Here is a 15450-nt window from a genome sequence, read left to right on the forward strand (position 1 = left end):
CGGTGACCTAGACCGCGGTGATCCGGCCCCACTCGGTGTGGGCCGGCCGGTTGTCCTCGACGACGCTGCGGATGGTGGCGATGACCTGGTTCTCCATCCGCTCGCGGGCGGAACCGGCGGGCAGCCCGTCCTCGAGGAAGTGGACGACGACGTCGAACCGGAACGGCCGCAGCCGGGGCCAGATGGGGGCGACCCCGGCGGACTCCGGCTGGCCGGGGTCGCAGATGATCAGGCGGTCCCCGTCGGCGATCATGGCGGTGGGGAACACCATGTGTCCCGCCTCGCTGATGCGGACCGCGTCCGGCGTGCCGGCGAGCGGGTCGACCCGGTAGACGGCCGCCGGCTCACAGACGGCCCGCACGAACGGGTCGCCGGACGGCCGGAACGGCTTCAGGCCGGCGTCGAGGACGTAGAGGCTGCCGTCGTGGGATCGGACGATCCCGGTGGGGGCCACGAGCGGGTTGGCCGGCGGAAGCAGCAAGGACTCCCTCCAGGCCGCGGGGTCGGCGCGGTCGACGACCACGAGGTTGCCGGAGCGTTGCGCCGGGCCCGGGTTGTCCTGTTCGCGCCCGTCGCCGATCACCAGGGAACCGTCGGGCCGGACCAGCAGCGACAGCGGTTCGACGACGGTGCCGAGGTTGCGCCGGGTGACGGTGAGCGGGTTCGGGGCGACCGTGACGATCTTCGGCGGGTTCTGCGTGCCCGGACCGTCGCCGCGGTCGAGGACCAGGAGGTCGCCGTTGACGTCCACCGCCATGGCGATCGGGGTGAACTGGTTCGCGCCCAGCGGCAGTGCGGTCACCGTGGTGGCGGTGGCGGCGTCGAAGGGGGCGGGGACGCTGAGCAGGGTGCCGCGCCGGTCGAGGATGTACAGGGTTTCCGGCTGGGCGCCTCGGGTCGGCCGGACGGCGACCGCGATCACCGCGTTGAGCTGGGTGTCCGGGGTGACCGGCCGCGGCTTGGGCGGGGCTCCGGCGAAGTGGTAGGCACCCGAACGGGTTACCTGCCACACCCGGCTGCGCAACGGTGGCAGTACCACCGCCGAGGGCAGTCCGGCGTCGCCGATGAGCAACTCCCCGTCGCCGGCGCGGGCGATGCACCAGGGGCGGATCAGTCCCTCGGTGACGACGGTCTGTCCGCGCAGCACCGGGCCCTGACCGACCAGCACGCTGATCGGGGCGACGCGGTCCGGCCGCGGTGTGCACACCAGCACGCGGCTGCCGTCGTCGACGGCGACCCGTGGCCGGGCCGGTCCCAGGGTGTGCAGCCCGAGGTGCGCGAGCAGGCCGGCCTTGAGGCCGCGCCGCCGGTAGGTGGCGGCGATCCCGGCGGTCACCCGGCGCCGCTGGTACTCGTCCCACAGCGGCTTCCCGCGCAGCGTCGGCAGCTCCAGGGCCACCCACGAGGCCAGCCACGGCAGCATCTCCTCCCGGGTCTTCCACGGGTCGAGGAGGCGGTGGAGGCCGGCGATGGCATCGGTGACGGCCGGGTGGGTGTGATGGTCGTGCGGCAGCTCGATACCGTCGTCGATGCCGGTGAGCACCTTCTCCACGATCCGCAGCCACTCGCCGAGCCGGACGCCGGGCGGCGGGCCCTGGTCGGGCGGGACGTCCTGCCACAGAACCGGTGGCAGGTGGCGCAGGTAGGAACTCTGGTCCACGTCGCCTCCCTCAGCTGTCCGAGATCTTCGGGGTGACGACCTGCTTGCCGGGCACGGCGGCGCAGACCAGTTCGTAGTCGGCCAGACGTACCGAGGCGCCGAAGCCGGACAGCGCGAACGGCCGCTCCAGATTCGGGTTGTAGTTGGCGTCCGTGCCGTCGGGCCGGAGAGGCGGGTAGTGGTAGGCGGGGGTGTCCGGCCTGACCTGGAGGGTGGAGAGGTAGCCGAGGTCGGGCGCGGGCATGACGGCCCGGAACAGGTCGGAGGTGTAGACGTTCTGGCCGACCCGCCAGCCGGTGCCGTCCGGTCCGCCGCGTGTGGGGTGCAGGAACGCGGCGATCCGGGCGAGGGTGTCGTCGCGGACGTCGGACAGGGTGGCGCCCGCGGCGGCGGCCTGCTGCCAGATCACCACCTCGGCCTGGACCATGATGGGCAGGTAGCGGGGCCCGATCACTTGCAGCTGGACGCCGATGTCGCGCCGCTGGTCGAGGTGGCTGCGCACCTGGTCGAGGAGTTCGGGGGTCGGTTCCGGCCGTGGGACGCCGTCGCCCTGGTCGGGGACGATGACGACGTTGGCGGTGCCGGGTGCCCGGATGATTCCGGCGAAGGTCCAGGGGTCCCCGGCCTTCCAGGCCGGCGGGTTGTCCAGGGCCTGGGAGCGCGGTGGCAGACAGGCGACCACTTTGACGTTCTTGTTGGGCTCGCCGGCGAGCACTTCGTAGTCCTCGCCGGTGACCGCCCGGTCGCGGGTCTTCAGCTCGCGGGGCGCCCGGCGCAGGGTGTCCTCGATCGGCTCCTCGTCGGCGCCGTCCGCCGCGGGTGCGAGGTTGGTGACGTCGGTCAGGCCGGTGAGGGGGCCGCCCCGACGTGTCGTACCGAGCTGGACGACCTGCCCGGCGGCCACGTTGCCGGCGGCGCCGCTCGCCACGTACCGGTACACGGCCCGGATCAGGGCGCCGGCCGGCGGGATCGAACCGCTGCCCTGCTGGCTCTGCGGGTCGTGGTTGCCGAAGAAGATCTCGCCGACGACGGGGTCGAACCGGTAGACGTTCCCCGCGCCGGCGGGCAGGTCGGCCACCGCTGTCCAGGCCTGCCAGACCGGCGGGGTGCCGGTGCCGACCTCGACCAGCAGATCGCCGTAGGGGGCGCGCAGGTCCGGGCGCCGGTGCAGCGGGCGATGGTGCAGCGGCAGGGACTGCAGGGGGGTGCCGTCGCTGGTGCCGAGCGTCTCCGGCACGCGCAGGGTGAGGGCGGTGGAGGCGTGAGCGGCGTTGAACAGCAGGCGGTCGATCCCGACGGCCGTCTGGGAGGTGCCGGGATTGGCCAGCCGCAGGCCCAGCCAGAACCGCGGGTCGGTGTGCGCGTCCTTGGCGGAGAGCGGCTTGACGGCGGACCAGGTCGGGGAGGCGGGACCGCCGGGTGCGGGTGCCGGCCGTTGCGCGGTCCAGTCGGCCGGGGGCGTGAGTACGACGGAGCCGTCCTGGGCGAGCGGGCGGCCCTTGCTGCCGTCGGGGGGCCGGTCCAGCGTGCCGTCGGACAGCTGTCCCGCCGCCGGGGACGGCCAGGCGATCGGCTCGGTGCTGCCGGTGGAGTAGACCCAGCTGACGGTCGCCCCGGGCGGCAGCGGCAGATACAGCCGGACGCCGAGCCGGACCGCCTCCGCGGCGGCCGCGTCGAATCCGAGGCACAGCTGCACGCTCTGCCCGGCCGGCAGTTGCAGCAGCGTCTTCGCGGCCGGCGGGCCGACGAGTTCCGTGCTCACGTCGCGGTAGCCGGCCGATGCCGCTCCGGTGTCGAACGGTCCGATCAGCAGGGCGGTGTCGAGCTTGACCGGCAGGACCCGCACCGGCTCGTCGGTCTCGAAGACGACCGGGGTGCGGCCCTCGCCGGCCGGTGTCGAGGCCTGCGCCCCGGCCGGTACGTCCAGGGGCCCGGCGCCGGTGGTGAAGGTGAGGTGGGTGTGCGCGGGCGTGGGCGGGTCCCGGGTGACGCCGAGCAGGTTCAGGAAGGCGAGGTAGTTCTTGTCCGGGACCTGGTTGAGGCGGTAGATGACGCCCTCGGTCAGCCACGCGAACAGCTCGATCAGGGTGATGCCGAGGTCGCTGGGGTTGTGGTCGGTCCATTCCGGGGCGTACTTCGGGATCAGCGCCCGCATCTGTTCGACCAGGTCCTGCCAGGTCCGGTCGTCGAGGTTCGGCGGGAGGATGCGGCCCCGCTGCGCGTCGAACGTCATGGCGCGGGCTCCAGGTAGAAGGGGTAGACGAGGTTGTGCACGTCCTGGGTGGCCCGGAGCCGGTAGGTGATCGTGATGATCAGCTGGGCGTCTCCGTTGTCGACGCCGACGTCCAGCACCTCGATCCGCGGTTCCCAGCGGGCCAGTCCGTCGGCGACGTAGTACCGGGCCAGGTTCGCCGTCGTCGCGTTGTTCGGTGCGAACGCCAGCGAGGCGAGGTCGCATCCGAAGGAGGGCCGCATGACCCGCTGGCCGTGCTGGGTGCCGAGGATGATCCGGATCGACTCCTCGACCTTGGGGACTCCTTCGGACTGGCTGAGTCCCATCACACCGAGCCGGAAGGGATGCGTCAGCCCCCGCCCGTACGCCGCTTCGTTCACCGTGGCCCCCTCCGTCGCCGCTAGCGCCGCCCGTTCATGTGACGTCCACCGAGGTCGCCGTCATGGCCACCTTCGTGGTCCCCGCCGCGGCCTCGAGGTGGATCTCGCCCTTGGCCGACAGGGTGATGTTCGTGCCGGCCGAAAGCGACACGGCGCCCGTGGCGCCGATCTCGAGGTTCCCGGCGCTGTGCACGGTGATCTTGCCGGTCCGGGAGTCCAGGACGACGGAGCTGCCGCCGGCGTCCTGGACGGTCAACGACCGGCTCTGCGGTGAGTCGTCGAAGGTGATCGTGTGCCCGGCGGGCGTGCGCAGGACGCGCAGGCTGTTGCCGCCGTCGAGGTTGCTCGCCGGTGGCCGCTTCGCGGCGTTCCACAGGCTGCCGACCACGTACGGCTGCGAGAAGTCGCCGTCGCGGAAGGCGACCAGCACTTGGTCGCCCTCCTGGGGCAGCCAGTAGAAGCCGCTGCCGTCACCGGCCGCGGCCTGGGCGCAGGGGGCCCAGGTGCTCTCGACGGAGTCCGACAGATCGGGGAATCTCACCTTCACCCGTCCCAGTGGTACGGCCGCGCCGGCCAGCTCGTTGTTGCTGTCCACCACGCCGACCTTGACGCCGTAGAACTTCTCGGCCCGGTCCGGCGCCGGGACCTGTACGGCGTGTTTGCGCAGCAGCCCGAGCAGGCTGGTCTGGCCGCGCTGGGTGATGGAGAAGTCGGTGCGGAAGCCGCCGGAGTCGATGCGGTGGGTGACCTTGCGGGCCCGGTACGTTCCGGAGAAGCGCTTGCCGACGCCGCGGATCTCGACGTACTTGCCGGCGGTCAGCTCGGGAAGTCCGACGCAGGACCCCTGGCCCTCGTACATCCCCTCCATCAGGTCGATCAGCACCGACTTCGCGACCTCCAGCGCGTTCAGCGGGTTGGTCACCTTGTGGTCGCGCACGCCTTCCCGCACCAGTGTGGTGAGCAGGTCCATGGCGCTGCTGCCGAGCCGTTCCACGAGGTTTTCGGTGCTGACGTCCATGGCGAGGGCGGCGGCGTAGACGCTCTGTGCGAGCTCCTGGTTGTAGCCGCGCACCACTTGCAGCCCGGCCAGCCCGGCGGCGGAGATGCGGGCGTTGAAGCTGGACAGGTTCCGTCCCCACTCCAGGACCTGCGCCGCGAACCGGGGCCGCGGGAACTGGAAGTGCAGCCGGTCCCATTCCACGAAGACGTCGAAGGCGTGCGGGGCGGCCAGCGACTTGAGGAAGGCGAAGTCGCTCTCGGTCCGGGTCAGGGCCTCCGGCAGGTCGGGGGTCGGGTCGACGACCGGGACCAGTCCGTTCAGCGCGGCGATCCGCGCCGCGATGAGGCTCGGTGTGGTCAGGCGGTACGTGGTCGGCTCGGGTTGGTTGCGGCGCAGCTTGAAGGACTTGTCGTACCCGGTGATCTGGATCGTCGGGGGTCCGTCCTGCGGAAAGCTCGGCTCGACGGAGGCGATCTCACCGAGGAACGCGGGGTGCAGGTCGTGCCCGTAGCCGAGGTGGATCTCCACGCTCTTGCCGATGTCCAGCAGCGCGGAGTCGAGGAGTCGGTTGTCGCCGTTGCGCAGCACCAGGGAGAAGGTGCCGGCCAGGTCCAGGTCGGTCTCCACGGTGAGGCCGACGACCTGCTCGGTGAGGTCGGCGGCGAGGGTGACCCCGGACATCAGGACCTCGAACCGGGGTGCGTAGAAGGGCTCGGTCATCGCGCGTCTCCCGTCCGGCCGGCGCCGGTGCGGGGCGGGATGACGAGGGTCTGGCCAGGCGGCAGGTTCAGCGGGTCGTCGATCCGGTTGGCGCGGGCGATCTCCCGCCACAGTCCGGGGTCGCCCAGGTAGGCACCGGCGAGGCCGGAGAGGGTGTCGCCCGCCGTGGTGACATGCAGGGTGGTGCCGACGCCGATCACCGTGCCGACGGCGTTGACGGCAGCGGACACCGTCGGGGAGCCGAAGAACAGGCCCTGGCGGACGTCGACCTCGACGCGCACGTACTCCTGGAATCTCACCGTCAGGGTGCTGCGCACGGGAGTTCCGTCCTGCAGGAACATCGTGAACCGCTGTCCGGCCTCGACCAGCACGCACCGGAACTGCAGCCGGCCCAGGGAGAACAGCAGGACGGGCGGGGCCTGTTCGCGGGGGTCCTTGTCGAGCAGGGCGACCACGGGAGAGGTCAGCCGCCGTACGTCGATGCCTTCCTCGTAGGTGTCGAAGAACAGCTCCATGGACAAGGTGCGTGCCTTGCCGCGGACGTACTGCACCGGCGGGGTGCCCAGGCCCGGGACGCCCACCTCGGCGAAGGTGTTGCCCTGCTCCAGCTTGAGCTCGTCGGGGTTGTACATCACACCGAACGACTCGCGGGTGAACGTGTTGACGATGGTCGCCTTGGCCGGTTCGTGCGTGCGCACGCGCGGCACCGCCGTCGTCCGGACGACTCCGGGATCGGCCATGTCATCCTCCCCGTTCGGACTCGGTCCTGATCTGTCGCATCACGTCGGCCAGCACGCTGCGCCGCAGTGCGTCCAGGTCCACCGGCTCGGCCGGGCTCGCGGTGAGGTCCCGGTCGGTGTGCGCGGCTCTGGGAGCGGGCGTCGCAGCCGAGGTGTCCGCGGGCGGCGCGGCGGAGGGCGTGAGGGAGCGGCCGGGCGGGGCGGGGGCCGAGGGCCGGGACGGGGGGTGCGACGTGCCACCGAGCAGCCGGGCCTCGATGGTCCGGGCCGTTGTTTCCTCGGCGTCGTCACCGACGGCTCGGCGCCAGGCGTGTCCTGGCTCCAGAACGGCGGCGACGTGGGTGGCCTCGTGGGCGAGCAGGGCCAGCCCGTCCTGCCGGTGCGGGGCGTAACGGCCCTGGCGCAGGTGGACCTCCCGGCCGACCGCCACCGCGTCGGCGTCGGCGGCCCGGGCCAGCGCATCGGCGTGCGGACCGTCGTGCACCCGCAGGGCGTCCGCCGCCGCACCGACCTCCTGCCGCAGCCGGTAGCGCGTCGAGGGCGGCAGCTCGCGCAGCTCGGCGTCGGCACCGGCGCCGTCCACCGAGGCCGGCTGCGAACTCCCTTGGCGGGAAGGGGACTTCCAGGAGGCGGTGGCATCTGTGCCGCGTGGGTGCTCGCCCGTCGTGACTTCCCCGATGTCAACGTGGCGGGGTGCCGTGGGCGGGCGTCGCACGAGGGCCGCGGCGGTGGGGGCGCTCGCGCCGGGATAGGCGAAAGGACGTCCTTCGAACCGGTCGAACCGGTCCCCGACGACGCCGCCCAGCTGTTCCGCCTTGCGCATCACGGCCGCCAGGGGCCGGGCCCAGGCCAGATGGGCTTGCACGGTCCGGGCACGGTGACGTGCCCGGGCGTCGAGCAACTGGCCCAACGTGGGCCGTTCCTCGTCGGGTGGCGGTCGCTCCTCGGCGGTGCCTTGGTCGTTCACGGTGGTCCTCCCCTGCGCTCTCGTCGGCCGTCGTCGGCTCGGCCGGGTGGTCACGTCTCGCCGGTGAGCTGGGCGGAGATCTCCCCGACCCAGCGCAGGCGTTCGGCGTGGTCAAGGCCGAGCAGTTCTTCGAGGGTCCAGTGGACATGCCGTCCCAGGAAGGCGACCTCGTGGTGAACCCGGTCCACGGGGTAGCCGGCTATCCCCCCAACGGCGGTACCTCCACGGTGTGTTCGGCACCGCAGTGCGCGCAGGTGACCGCCAGGGTGGCCGGTGTCAGACCGTTGATCCGGTTGTAGAGGTCCTGGAGGTAGGCCAGGTCCTCGGAGAACAGGCCCTCGATCACCCCGGCATGGACCTCAGGGAGACTGCCGAGTTTGATCACGACGCGGGCGAGCAGCAGCACGATCAGGTAGGCGGGCAGGTTGCGCACCCGCGGATCCTTGAGCGGGTAGATCTCGTCCGCCGCGGTGGCCAGCCGCATCACGCCCGTGCGGTGCACCGTGCCGGTGGAGTCGACGTACCCCTTGGGCAGTTCGAACTCGATCTCGGTGACGAAGGTGTTCACGCCCGGGTCAGCCCTTCGTGAGCGAGCACCAGGGTCTCGATCGCGATGTCGTTGCCCTTGGCGCTGAACGAGGGCAGTTCGCACTTGGTGGGCCAGGCCCGGACGAAGTTCCACCGGGCGACCTCGGTGCTCCCCGCGAGGTCGAACAGGATGAGCGCGCCGCTCTTGCGCACCATGTGGCCGTCGATGACCTGCTGCCGCCAGTTCCACAGGACCAGGTTGTCGGTGACCCCCCATTTAAGGGTGATGTCCCCGTAACTCGTCTTGCCCGGCAGTTTGTGCACGGTGGTGTTGTCGCCGCCCTCGCGGTACTCGATCACCTCGGTGGTCGAGCCGAGGCCGCTGCACTCGCTGAAGCCGACCTGGGCGATCCCGTCGATCTCGACAAGGAAGTTGAAGTTCCGGAACGGGTCGACCAGCTGTCCTGTCTGGGTCATCGGCTTCTCCTCAACTCTCCGTCGCCTGGGATCCGCCGTCCCACAGTCCGAGCCGGACGACGATGAACTCGGCGGGCCGCACCGGGGCCAGCCCGATTTCGATGATCACCTGGCCGGCGTTGCGTACCGCGGCGGGATTCAGCTCCTCGTCGATCCGGACGTAGAAGGCGTCCTGGGCGGTACGACCGAACAGCGCGCCCGCCTTCCAGATCCGGACGAGGAACTCGGAGACGGTCCGCTCCAGCGTCTTCCACAACCCGGTCGTGTTGGGGCTGAACACCGCCCAGCGCAGCCCCTGCAGCAGCGATTCCTCGACGTAGGCGACCAGGCGCCGCACATTGACGTACCGCCAGGCGGTGCCGTCGGTGAGGGTGCGGGCGCCCCAGAGCGTGGGGGGCCGTCCGGGGAAGAGCCGGATCGCGTTGACTCCGGCGTGGTTGAGCGTGCCCTGCTCGGTGTCGTTGAGCGTGTACGACAGGTTGCGGGCGCCGCGTACCACCTCGTTCGCCGGCGCCTTGTGCACGCCGACGGCACCGTCGACCCGGGCCATGATCCCGGCGATGTGCCCGGACGGGGGCACGAGCGTGGTGCCCGGCGGCGTGGGCGCCGGATCGTCGACGACGATCCACGGCCAGTACAGCCCGCCCCAGCCGCCCTTCGACAGCAGTCCGCCCCGCTGGGTCAGCAGCGCCCCGTCGGCCTTGAGCGGGGTGGTGTCGGTGGCGCCGTCGAGGATGGCGAACCGGTTGGCCATGGTCTCGCAGTGGGTGAGCAGGCTGCTCTGCACCCCGGCGTCGACCAGGCCCGGGGCGCACACCAGGTTCACCTCCCGGACCCTGGTGAGCTGTTCCAGGGCCGCGGCCATGCCGGTGGCGTCCTTGATGTCCTTGACCGGGACGACGTAGGCCTTCGCACCGCCGTTGTCGAAGAAGCCGCGCACCGCGTAGGGCAGGGGCGAGTTGGTCTTGAAGCCGCCGAACTGGGTGACGTAGTCGGTCCAGTTGGTGATCACGACGGGGATGCCGAGGGCCGCATTGGAGACCGACGCCACCGGGGTGCCGATCATCGCCGCCGTGCCCGTTCCCGCTCCGGCGATCGGCCCGGCCGCCGGTTGCTCCTCTATGTAGACGCCCGGCGCCTTGGTCTCGTAGTCGACCATGCTCTCTCCTCGGCGATGGCGGGTCAGGGCCCGCTCAGGATGACGTCGTGCACTTGCGTGTCCTGCGCGTAGACCACCGTCGACGTGACGTCGGGGCGCCCGGCGGACCGGACCGTCAGCGTGTAGGTGCCGAACGGGACATCCGTGAAGCCGAAGCCGCCCGCGGAACCGCTGGTGACGGTGCGGGACGCCTCGACCAGGCGGACGCTCGCCCCCGGCACGGCCGCCAGGGTGGGGTCGAGCACCCGCCCGCGCAGCTGCGGGTCGTTGAGCAGCCCGGTGCGCAGTTCGACCGCCTCGACGGCGGGGAAGGTCTCGGTTTCGGTGAACGGTTGCAGGGCGATGGTCGCGGTGAGCGTGTACGCGGGTCTCGGCGCGACGCCGAGTGCGCTCCAGAACTCGCCCAGTGACGGGCCTTCCCGGGTCTGGGCGATGCTGGTGGCGAGGGGGTAGGGCTGCGGCGGGTTCTTGAGCGCGCCCCGCAGAAAGCTGTCCGGGACGACCGCGAAGCGGGACAGCCACAGCAGGGAACGGCCGAGCAGTCGGTGTTCCTCGGTGACCCGGTGCCCGCCGGTCATGGCGGACCAGGCGGTGATCAGGTAGGTGCAGTCCATCCGCAGCGGTGGGCGCCGGCTCTCCCAGGCTCCGCCGGGAAGGGGTCGCCGCAGCGGTGTGTCGTCGCGCAGCGCGCGGTTCTCCTGCACCTCGTGCAGGAACAGGTTCAAGGTGACCTGGCCGGGGGTGAAGTCCTTGTCCGGCACTGCGAAGCTGACGTCGGCCGTGCGCACCTCGGCGGGCGCGCCGGCGTCGGCGAGCACTGCGGCCAGGCTGGCATCGAGATCGTCGAACACCGCGCGTCCCCCTTCTCGGTTGTCGAACAGGCCCGTGCGGATCGGATCAGGGGTCGGGCGGGGGTGGCGGCTCGAGGTCGGCGGCCACCTTGCCCATCTTGTGATGCTCGCGCCGGGAGGAGTCGACGAAATGCCGCCGGCCGACCGGCACGCCCTCGGCCGCGGCCAGAAATGCCGCACCGAGGACGACGTTCCTGATGCTGCCGCCCGCGAGGCGGTACCGGGCCAGCTCGGCGAGGTCGACGTCCGGTGCCGTCGGCGTCTGCGGGGGCAGACAGGTCCGCCAGATCCGCAGCCGTTCCGGTACGTCGGGGAACGGGAAGTCGGCCACGATGTGCAGTCGCCGGGTGAACGCCTGGTCGAGGTGGTGGCGCAGGTTCGTCGCCAGCACGGCGAGGCCCTCGTACTGCTCCATGCGCTGCAGCAGGTAGGCCGTCTCGAGGTTGGCGTAGCGGTCGTGGGCGTCGCGCACCTCGGCCCGCTTGCCGAACAAGGCGTCCGCCTCGTCGAAGAAGAGGACGGCGTCGCTGTCCGCGGCGGCGTCGAAGACCCGGGCGAGGTTCTTCTCCGTCTCTCCCACGTACTTGCTGACCACCCTGGACAGGTCGACCGCGAACAGGTCGAGACCGAGGTCGGCGGCGATCACGGAGGCGGCCATCGTCTTGCCGGTGCCGGGCGGGCCGGCGAACAGCGCGGTCACTCCCTTGCCGCCGGAGAGTTTGGGGCCAAAGCCCCACTCGTCCAGCACCCGGGTGCGGTACCGCACCCGCAGGGTGAGTTCGTGCAACTGGCGCAGCACGTCGTCCGGCAGCACCAGGTCTTCCCAGCGATGCACGAGCCGGACCCGGCGCGCCAACGCGCCGAGGTCGTGTCCCCGTTCCTGGCGGGCCGCGGCGGAGAGTTGTGCGGCGCTCAGCTCGGGATGGTCGTCCCGGCCGGAGCCCCGCAGCCGGGCGGCGGCGGTCGCGGTGAGCGCGGCGTCCCGGATCTGTCCGGGCGACAGCCGGAACCGGTCGGCGATGGCGGACACGTCTTGCGCCGACGCCACTCCCCCGGCGGTGGCCAACGCCTGACGCCACACCAGGAGCCGCTCCGGCGCCGACGGCCGGGTGAAGGCGATGTTCAGCACACCGAGGGGATGGTGGGTGAGCGGGGCCCAGGGCTCGGTCGTGCCCAAGAGGATCACACCCCGGTGCCCGGCGAGCGCCGCGGCGAGACGCCGAGGCCCTGTCCCGTCCGCCGCCGGCAAGGTGTCGGCACCGTCCAGATAGACCAGCGCGTCGCGCAACTCGGCTTCCCGCAGAGCCAAGTGCAGGCGCTCGTCGACGGCGGCGGCATCCCGGGCCATCGTGGGCACGTCCACCACGAGCAGCGGCCGGTCCGACTGCGTCGCGACGGCTCGTGCGGTCGGCTTCCGGCCGGTACCGCCGGGGCCGTGGAAGCACAGGCGCAACGGGCGGCGGGCGGCCCACGCCTGGCGCACCACGGCCGCCAGCGATGCCGTACGGGCCCCGGTCTCCCCACCGTCGTCCGCCGCGTCCGCGTCCTCGCGCGCCGCCGGCGCGATGACTTCGCACCAGGGGGCGAGCCTGTGGTCCAGACCGTCCACCCCGAGCAGAGCGGCGACGATCTGCTCGTCGACAGCGAGCACGCGAGCGATCAACGGTGGGGCGAGTGCCCGCGGGTCGCTGAGCAGCGTGACCAGCCGGTGTCGCAGCAGCGGAGCGTCGGCGGCGAACACGCCGAGCATGCGCAGCCGTTCGGCAGGCGAGGTGGTGAGCAGGTCGAGGGCGAGGTTCACGGTGGGGCGGCGCGCGGAGACGTCGTCCTGCAGATAGCCGTACAGCTGCTCGTAGCGGCGATCGACATCGGGGCCGAGGGCCACGAGCACGGTGTCGAGTTCGCTGGGGCCGAGGTCGTAGCGGCGGCGTAACCACCTCCAACGAGGGTTGTCCGCCTCGATCTCCGGCCAACTCGGCAGTGGGTGCGGGGGCGAGCCCGCGTCGGCCGCCAACGGAAGGGCCGCGGGCGTGAGCAGACTGCGGCGCACCTGATCGTCGCTCAGGTACAGGCCTCTGAAGGAGTCTGTTCCGGCATCGGGCCCATAGCGTTGCCCGGCCGCGGCCACGCCGGTGGCGAGCAAAAGGTCGAGGCGACGGAACGCGAGCAGCCCTGCGAGTTCGTGCACCGCGGCAACACGGGTCGCGTCCAGCATGAGCCGCCCCCCTCACGCGCCCAGCCGTATGCCCCCCAGGGCAGACGAAGCCTAGAAAAGCCGGGTGAAAGCCGTCAAGAGCTCTGTTGCAGGCATGCAGTGATTCTTTCTGCTACACCCGTCTTGTCACCTTGAATCATCATCTTCCGGATGTTTTCAGTCAGTAGTTGTCAGATAGGGAACGGCTGGTCTCGAAGGTGCCGGAACGCCTTGGGGTACCGGCCGATCATCCCGCTGACACTGCCCCGACCCGCGTGACAGGGTGCGGTGATCGGGTTCGGTGAACGGAGGGGCTTCCGAGGAAGCACAGATGTGGGACGCGCCGGCCAACCTGGCGAAGGAGGCGTACACCGCCGGGCCGGGCGAGGGCGACGGAGAGTGATCTTGCCGCAGACGACGGACTGATCCTGGCGTGGCAGGACCTGGCGATCGGTCCATCCGCACAGGGAGTGCCCATCCAGAGGAAGCAGGGGCCCGGCCGCGAAAAGGTTCTTGGTTCTGGCCCGCCGCGTGTGATCACCGCGATCGTCAATGGTGGCCCGGCTACTCGTGGCTGTCCACAGCCAGTGCAGTGCGCCGGCGCGGCTCAGTCCAGGGAGTCAGCGCGCTGTTCCGTCGCATGGTCGCTTCCGGGAGCATCTACAAGCGCGGGGACGGCCGCGTGCAGCTGACCGGCAAGCTGTGGGACACCAACCAGTCCGACCACAAGCTGGCCGTCCTGCAGATCTGGGCCACCTGCGCCGACGGAGGCCACCGCTACGAGCGCGATGTGACCGGCAGCTCCAAGCAACTCGGCTCCGACGGCTACAACTTCGCCTCATCGGTCCGCGACATCCAGGTTCAGGAATGCCTGGGCCACAAGACAGGGCAGGGCCGCCTGGTCTTCGACAAGTGCGCGCCCGGGTGGGCCACCATCTGGTAATCGCCCACCGCACTCCCGAGGTGCCCCATGCCAGGCATGGGGCACCTCGGGTGCGACCGCAGCGTGCCGCGCCGCTTTGGGGTAACTGCCGCGGCGCCCGGGCCGTCGGCCCTTCGTGATCAAAGACCGGCGGCATCCGCAACGACGTCACCCAGCTGATCCCGCTGATCCAAGCCGTAAGGCGTTGTCCAGCGTCAGGGCGAGCTCGGCGATCCGCCACCTACCGTCGGACCGTCGCAGGCTGAACGTGTAGAGCCCGGTCGAGATCATCTGGATGCTCTCGCCGGTGTTCCTCGTCTGCAGCAGAGTGGCCCGCACCTCGGCGGTGGCGGCGTCCGTCGTCGTGACCACGACGTTGCCCAGGTGATGCCGCACCCTTCCGGTCTGGGCCGTGTGCCCGTCACGGATGAAGTCGAGCACCGCCGCGCGTCCGGCGACCGGGCCGAGCATCCCCTGTCCGGGCATCGTGAAGGTCCAGGTGGTGTCCTCGGTCAGGACCGCTTCCAGCTCGGGCACATTCAGCTCGTCCAGGGCGTGGGCGTAGCTCGCCACCGCCTGCTGGAGTTCGGCGGTCACGAGGCCACCGTCAGCACGATCTTGCCTTGGATGTGGCCCTGCGCGGCTCGCGTGTGTGCGCTGACCGCTTCGGACAGCGGGTAGGTGCTGTCCACCCCGACCTGGAGCGTGCCCTCGTCGAACAGGCGCCCGATCTCGGCGAGCTGGGGGCCGTTGGAACGCACCTGAATGTTCGAGACGGTGATGTCCAGACGCGCCGTCTCTTCCGGGTCGTACTGGGCGAAGAACACCGGAAGCATCGTGCCGCCGCGCTTGAGCACGCTCAGGAAGCGTGCGCTGTCCGGGCCACCGACGGTGTCGATCACCAGGTCGACGCCGCTGACCACGTCCGCGGCCTGCGTCGTGGTGTAGTCGATGAACTCATCGGCGCCGAGCTTGCGCAGGAACTGCTCGTGCCGGCTTGAGGCCACCGCGATGACGTGTGCGCCCCTCCATTTCGCCAATTGCACCGCGAAGTGACCCACTCCACCGGCGGCCCCGTTGACCAGCACGGTCATCCCTGGCGTGATCGGCACCGGCTGGTGCACCTGGCCGGTGAAGGGTGACGGCACGTCGTGGCCGAGATCAACCAGGTACTGCCAGGCCGTCAGCAGGGCCATCGGCACCCCGGCCGCCTCAACGTGGTCGATACCGGCCGGCTTGTGAGCCAGGTCAGAAGCCGGCGCGGCCACGTACTCGGCGTACGTCCGTCCGTCGAATCCGGGGAACCGCAGCATGCCGAAGACCTGGTCACCGACGGCGAACCCCCGCACGCCCGGAGCGACCGCCTCGACCACGCCCGACATGTCCGTTCCGGGGATGAGGGGGAACTCCAGCACCGGCCTCATCTCGGCCGGCATGACCTTCATCCCCTCACGCAGGTACCAGTCCGGCGGGTTGATGCCCGCCGCGTGCACCCGCACGAGCACCTCGCCCGGACCGATCTCGGGAACCGGCACCTCGTCGTACCGCAGAACTTCCGGCCCGCCCGCTTCGTGGAACTGGATCGCCTTCATCGCGCCTGTCGCTTTCTCGGGGAAACA

General features: G+C 71.1%; 15 protein-coding genes. 1 reads left to right on the plus strand and 14 read right to left on the minus strand.

Annotation, left to right across the window (positions count from 1 at the left end; all coding sequences use genetic code 11):
- Window positions 1–7: 7 nt before the first annotated feature.
- From ACWC1K_RS41780 to ACWC1K_RS41835, 12 genes are read right to left on the minus strand one after another with little or no spacing between them, the layout of a single operon-like run.
- On the minus strand, window positions 8–1660 hold the full coding sequence (locus ACWC1K_RS41780; protein WP_450838479.1) for a hypothetical protein: 1653 nt from the start codon (window positions 1658–1660) through the stop codon (window positions 8–10).
- A gap of 10 nt (window positions 1661–1670) precedes the next feature.
- The gene (locus ACWC1K_RS41785) at window positions 1671–3893 is read right to left on the minus strand and encodes a putative baseplate assembly protein (RefSeq protein WP_450838481.1); all 2223 of its coding nucleotides are present in this window, start codon (window positions 3891–3893) and stop codon (window positions 1671–1673) included.
- A complete protein-coding gene (locus tag ACWC1K_RS41790) occupies window positions 3890–4273 on the minus strand; it encodes a GPW/gp25 family protein (RefSeq protein ID WP_450838483.1) in 384 nt (127 codons plus the stop codon). Before ACWC1K_RS41790 ends, ACWC1K_RS41785 begins: the two co-directional genes overlap by 4 nt.
- Before the next feature lie 34 nt (window positions 4274–4307).
- Window positions 4308–5993 (minus strand): phage baseplate assembly protein V, encoded by a 1686-nt coding sequence (locus ACWC1K_RS41795; protein WP_450838485.1) that lies wholly within the window; start codon window positions 5991–5993, stop codon window positions 4308–4310.
- Window positions 5990–6733: a CIS tube protein gene (locus tag ACWC1K_RS41800; RefSeq protein WP_450838487.1), complete on the minus strand. Its 744-nt coding sequence runs from the start codon at window positions 6731–6733 to the stop codon at window positions 5990–5992. Before ACWC1K_RS41800 ends, ACWC1K_RS41795 begins: the two co-directional genes overlap by 4 nt.
- Window position 6734: 1 nt before the next feature.
- The gene (locus ACWC1K_RS41805; RefSeq protein ID WP_450838489.1) at window positions 6735–7700 is read right to left on the minus strand and encodes an eCIS core domain-containing protein; all 966 of its coding nucleotides are present in this window, start codon (window positions 7698–7700) and stop codon (window positions 6735–6737) included.
- Between the two features lie 50 nt (window positions 7701–7750).
- Window positions 7751–7888, minus strand: a complete 138-nt coding sequence (locus ACWC1K_RS41810; protein WP_450838491.1) for a DUF6760 family protein — start codon at window positions 7886–7888, stop codon at window positions 7751–7753.
- Window positions 7889–7899: 11 nt separating this feature from the next.
- Window positions 7900–8268 carry a hypothetical protein gene (locus ACWC1K_RS41815; protein ID WP_450838493.1) on the minus strand — a complete coding sequence of 123 codons (369 nt, stop codon included), beginning with the start codon at window positions 8266–8268 and terminating at the stop codon, window positions 7900–7902.
- Window positions 8265–8705 carry a phage tail protein gene (locus tag ACWC1K_RS41820; RefSeq protein ID WP_450838495.1) on the minus strand — a complete coding sequence of 147 codons (441 nt, stop codon included), beginning with the start codon at window positions 8703–8705 and terminating at the stop codon, window positions 8265–8267. The genes ACWC1K_RS41815 and ACWC1K_RS41820 overlap by 4 nt, the downstream gene beginning before the upstream one ends.
- A gap of 10 nt (window positions 8706–8715) precedes the next feature.
- Window positions 8716–9864 carry a phage tail sheath family protein gene (locus ACWC1K_RS41825; RefSeq protein WP_450838497.1) on the minus strand — a complete coding sequence of 383 codons (1149 nt, stop codon included), beginning with the start codon at window positions 9862–9864 and terminating at the stop codon, window positions 8716–8718.
- Window positions 9865–9887: 23 nt separating this feature from the next.
- Complete coding sequence (locus ACWC1K_RS41830; RefSeq protein WP_450838499.1) at window positions 9888–10715, minus strand: Pvc16 family protein; 828 nt, start codon at window positions 10713–10715, stop codon at window positions 9888–9890.
- Between the two features lie 46 nt (window positions 10716–10761).
- The gene (locus tag ACWC1K_RS41835; protein WP_450838501.1) at window positions 10762–12930 is read right to left on the minus strand and encodes an AAA family ATPase; all 2169 of its coding nucleotides are present in this window, start codon (window positions 12928–12930) and stop codon (window positions 10762–10764) included.
- A 619-nt stretch (window positions 12931–13549) separates the two neighbouring features.
- Between ACWC1K_RS41835 and ACWC1K_RS41840 the strand changes: the two genes are divergently transcribed.
- Entirely contained in the window at window positions 13550–13852 is a 303-nt protein-coding gene (locus tag ACWC1K_RS41840; protein WP_450838503.1) for a hypothetical protein, read from the plus strand.
- A gap of 147 nt (window positions 13853–13999) precedes the next feature.
- Here the strand turns inward: ACWC1K_RS41840 and ACWC1K_RS41845 are convergent, their stop codons facing one another.
- Together ACWC1K_RS41845 and ACWC1K_RS41850 are read right to left on the minus strand one after the other, a co-directional pair.
- On the minus strand, window positions 14000–14428 hold the full coding sequence (locus ACWC1K_RS41845) for a nuclear transport factor 2 family protein (RefSeq protein ID WP_450838505.1): 429 nt from the start codon (window positions 14426–14428) through the stop codon (window positions 14000–14002).
- A complete protein-coding gene (locus tag ACWC1K_RS41850) occupies window positions 14425–15423 on the minus strand; it encodes an NADP-dependent oxidoreductase (protein ID WP_450838506.1) in 999 nt (332 codons plus the stop codon). The genes ACWC1K_RS41845 and ACWC1K_RS41850 overlap by 4 nt, the downstream gene beginning before the upstream one ends.
- Window positions 15424–15450: the final 27 nt, after the last annotated feature.

It is taken from the genome of Streptomyces sp. NPDC001492 (assembly GCF_053597275.1).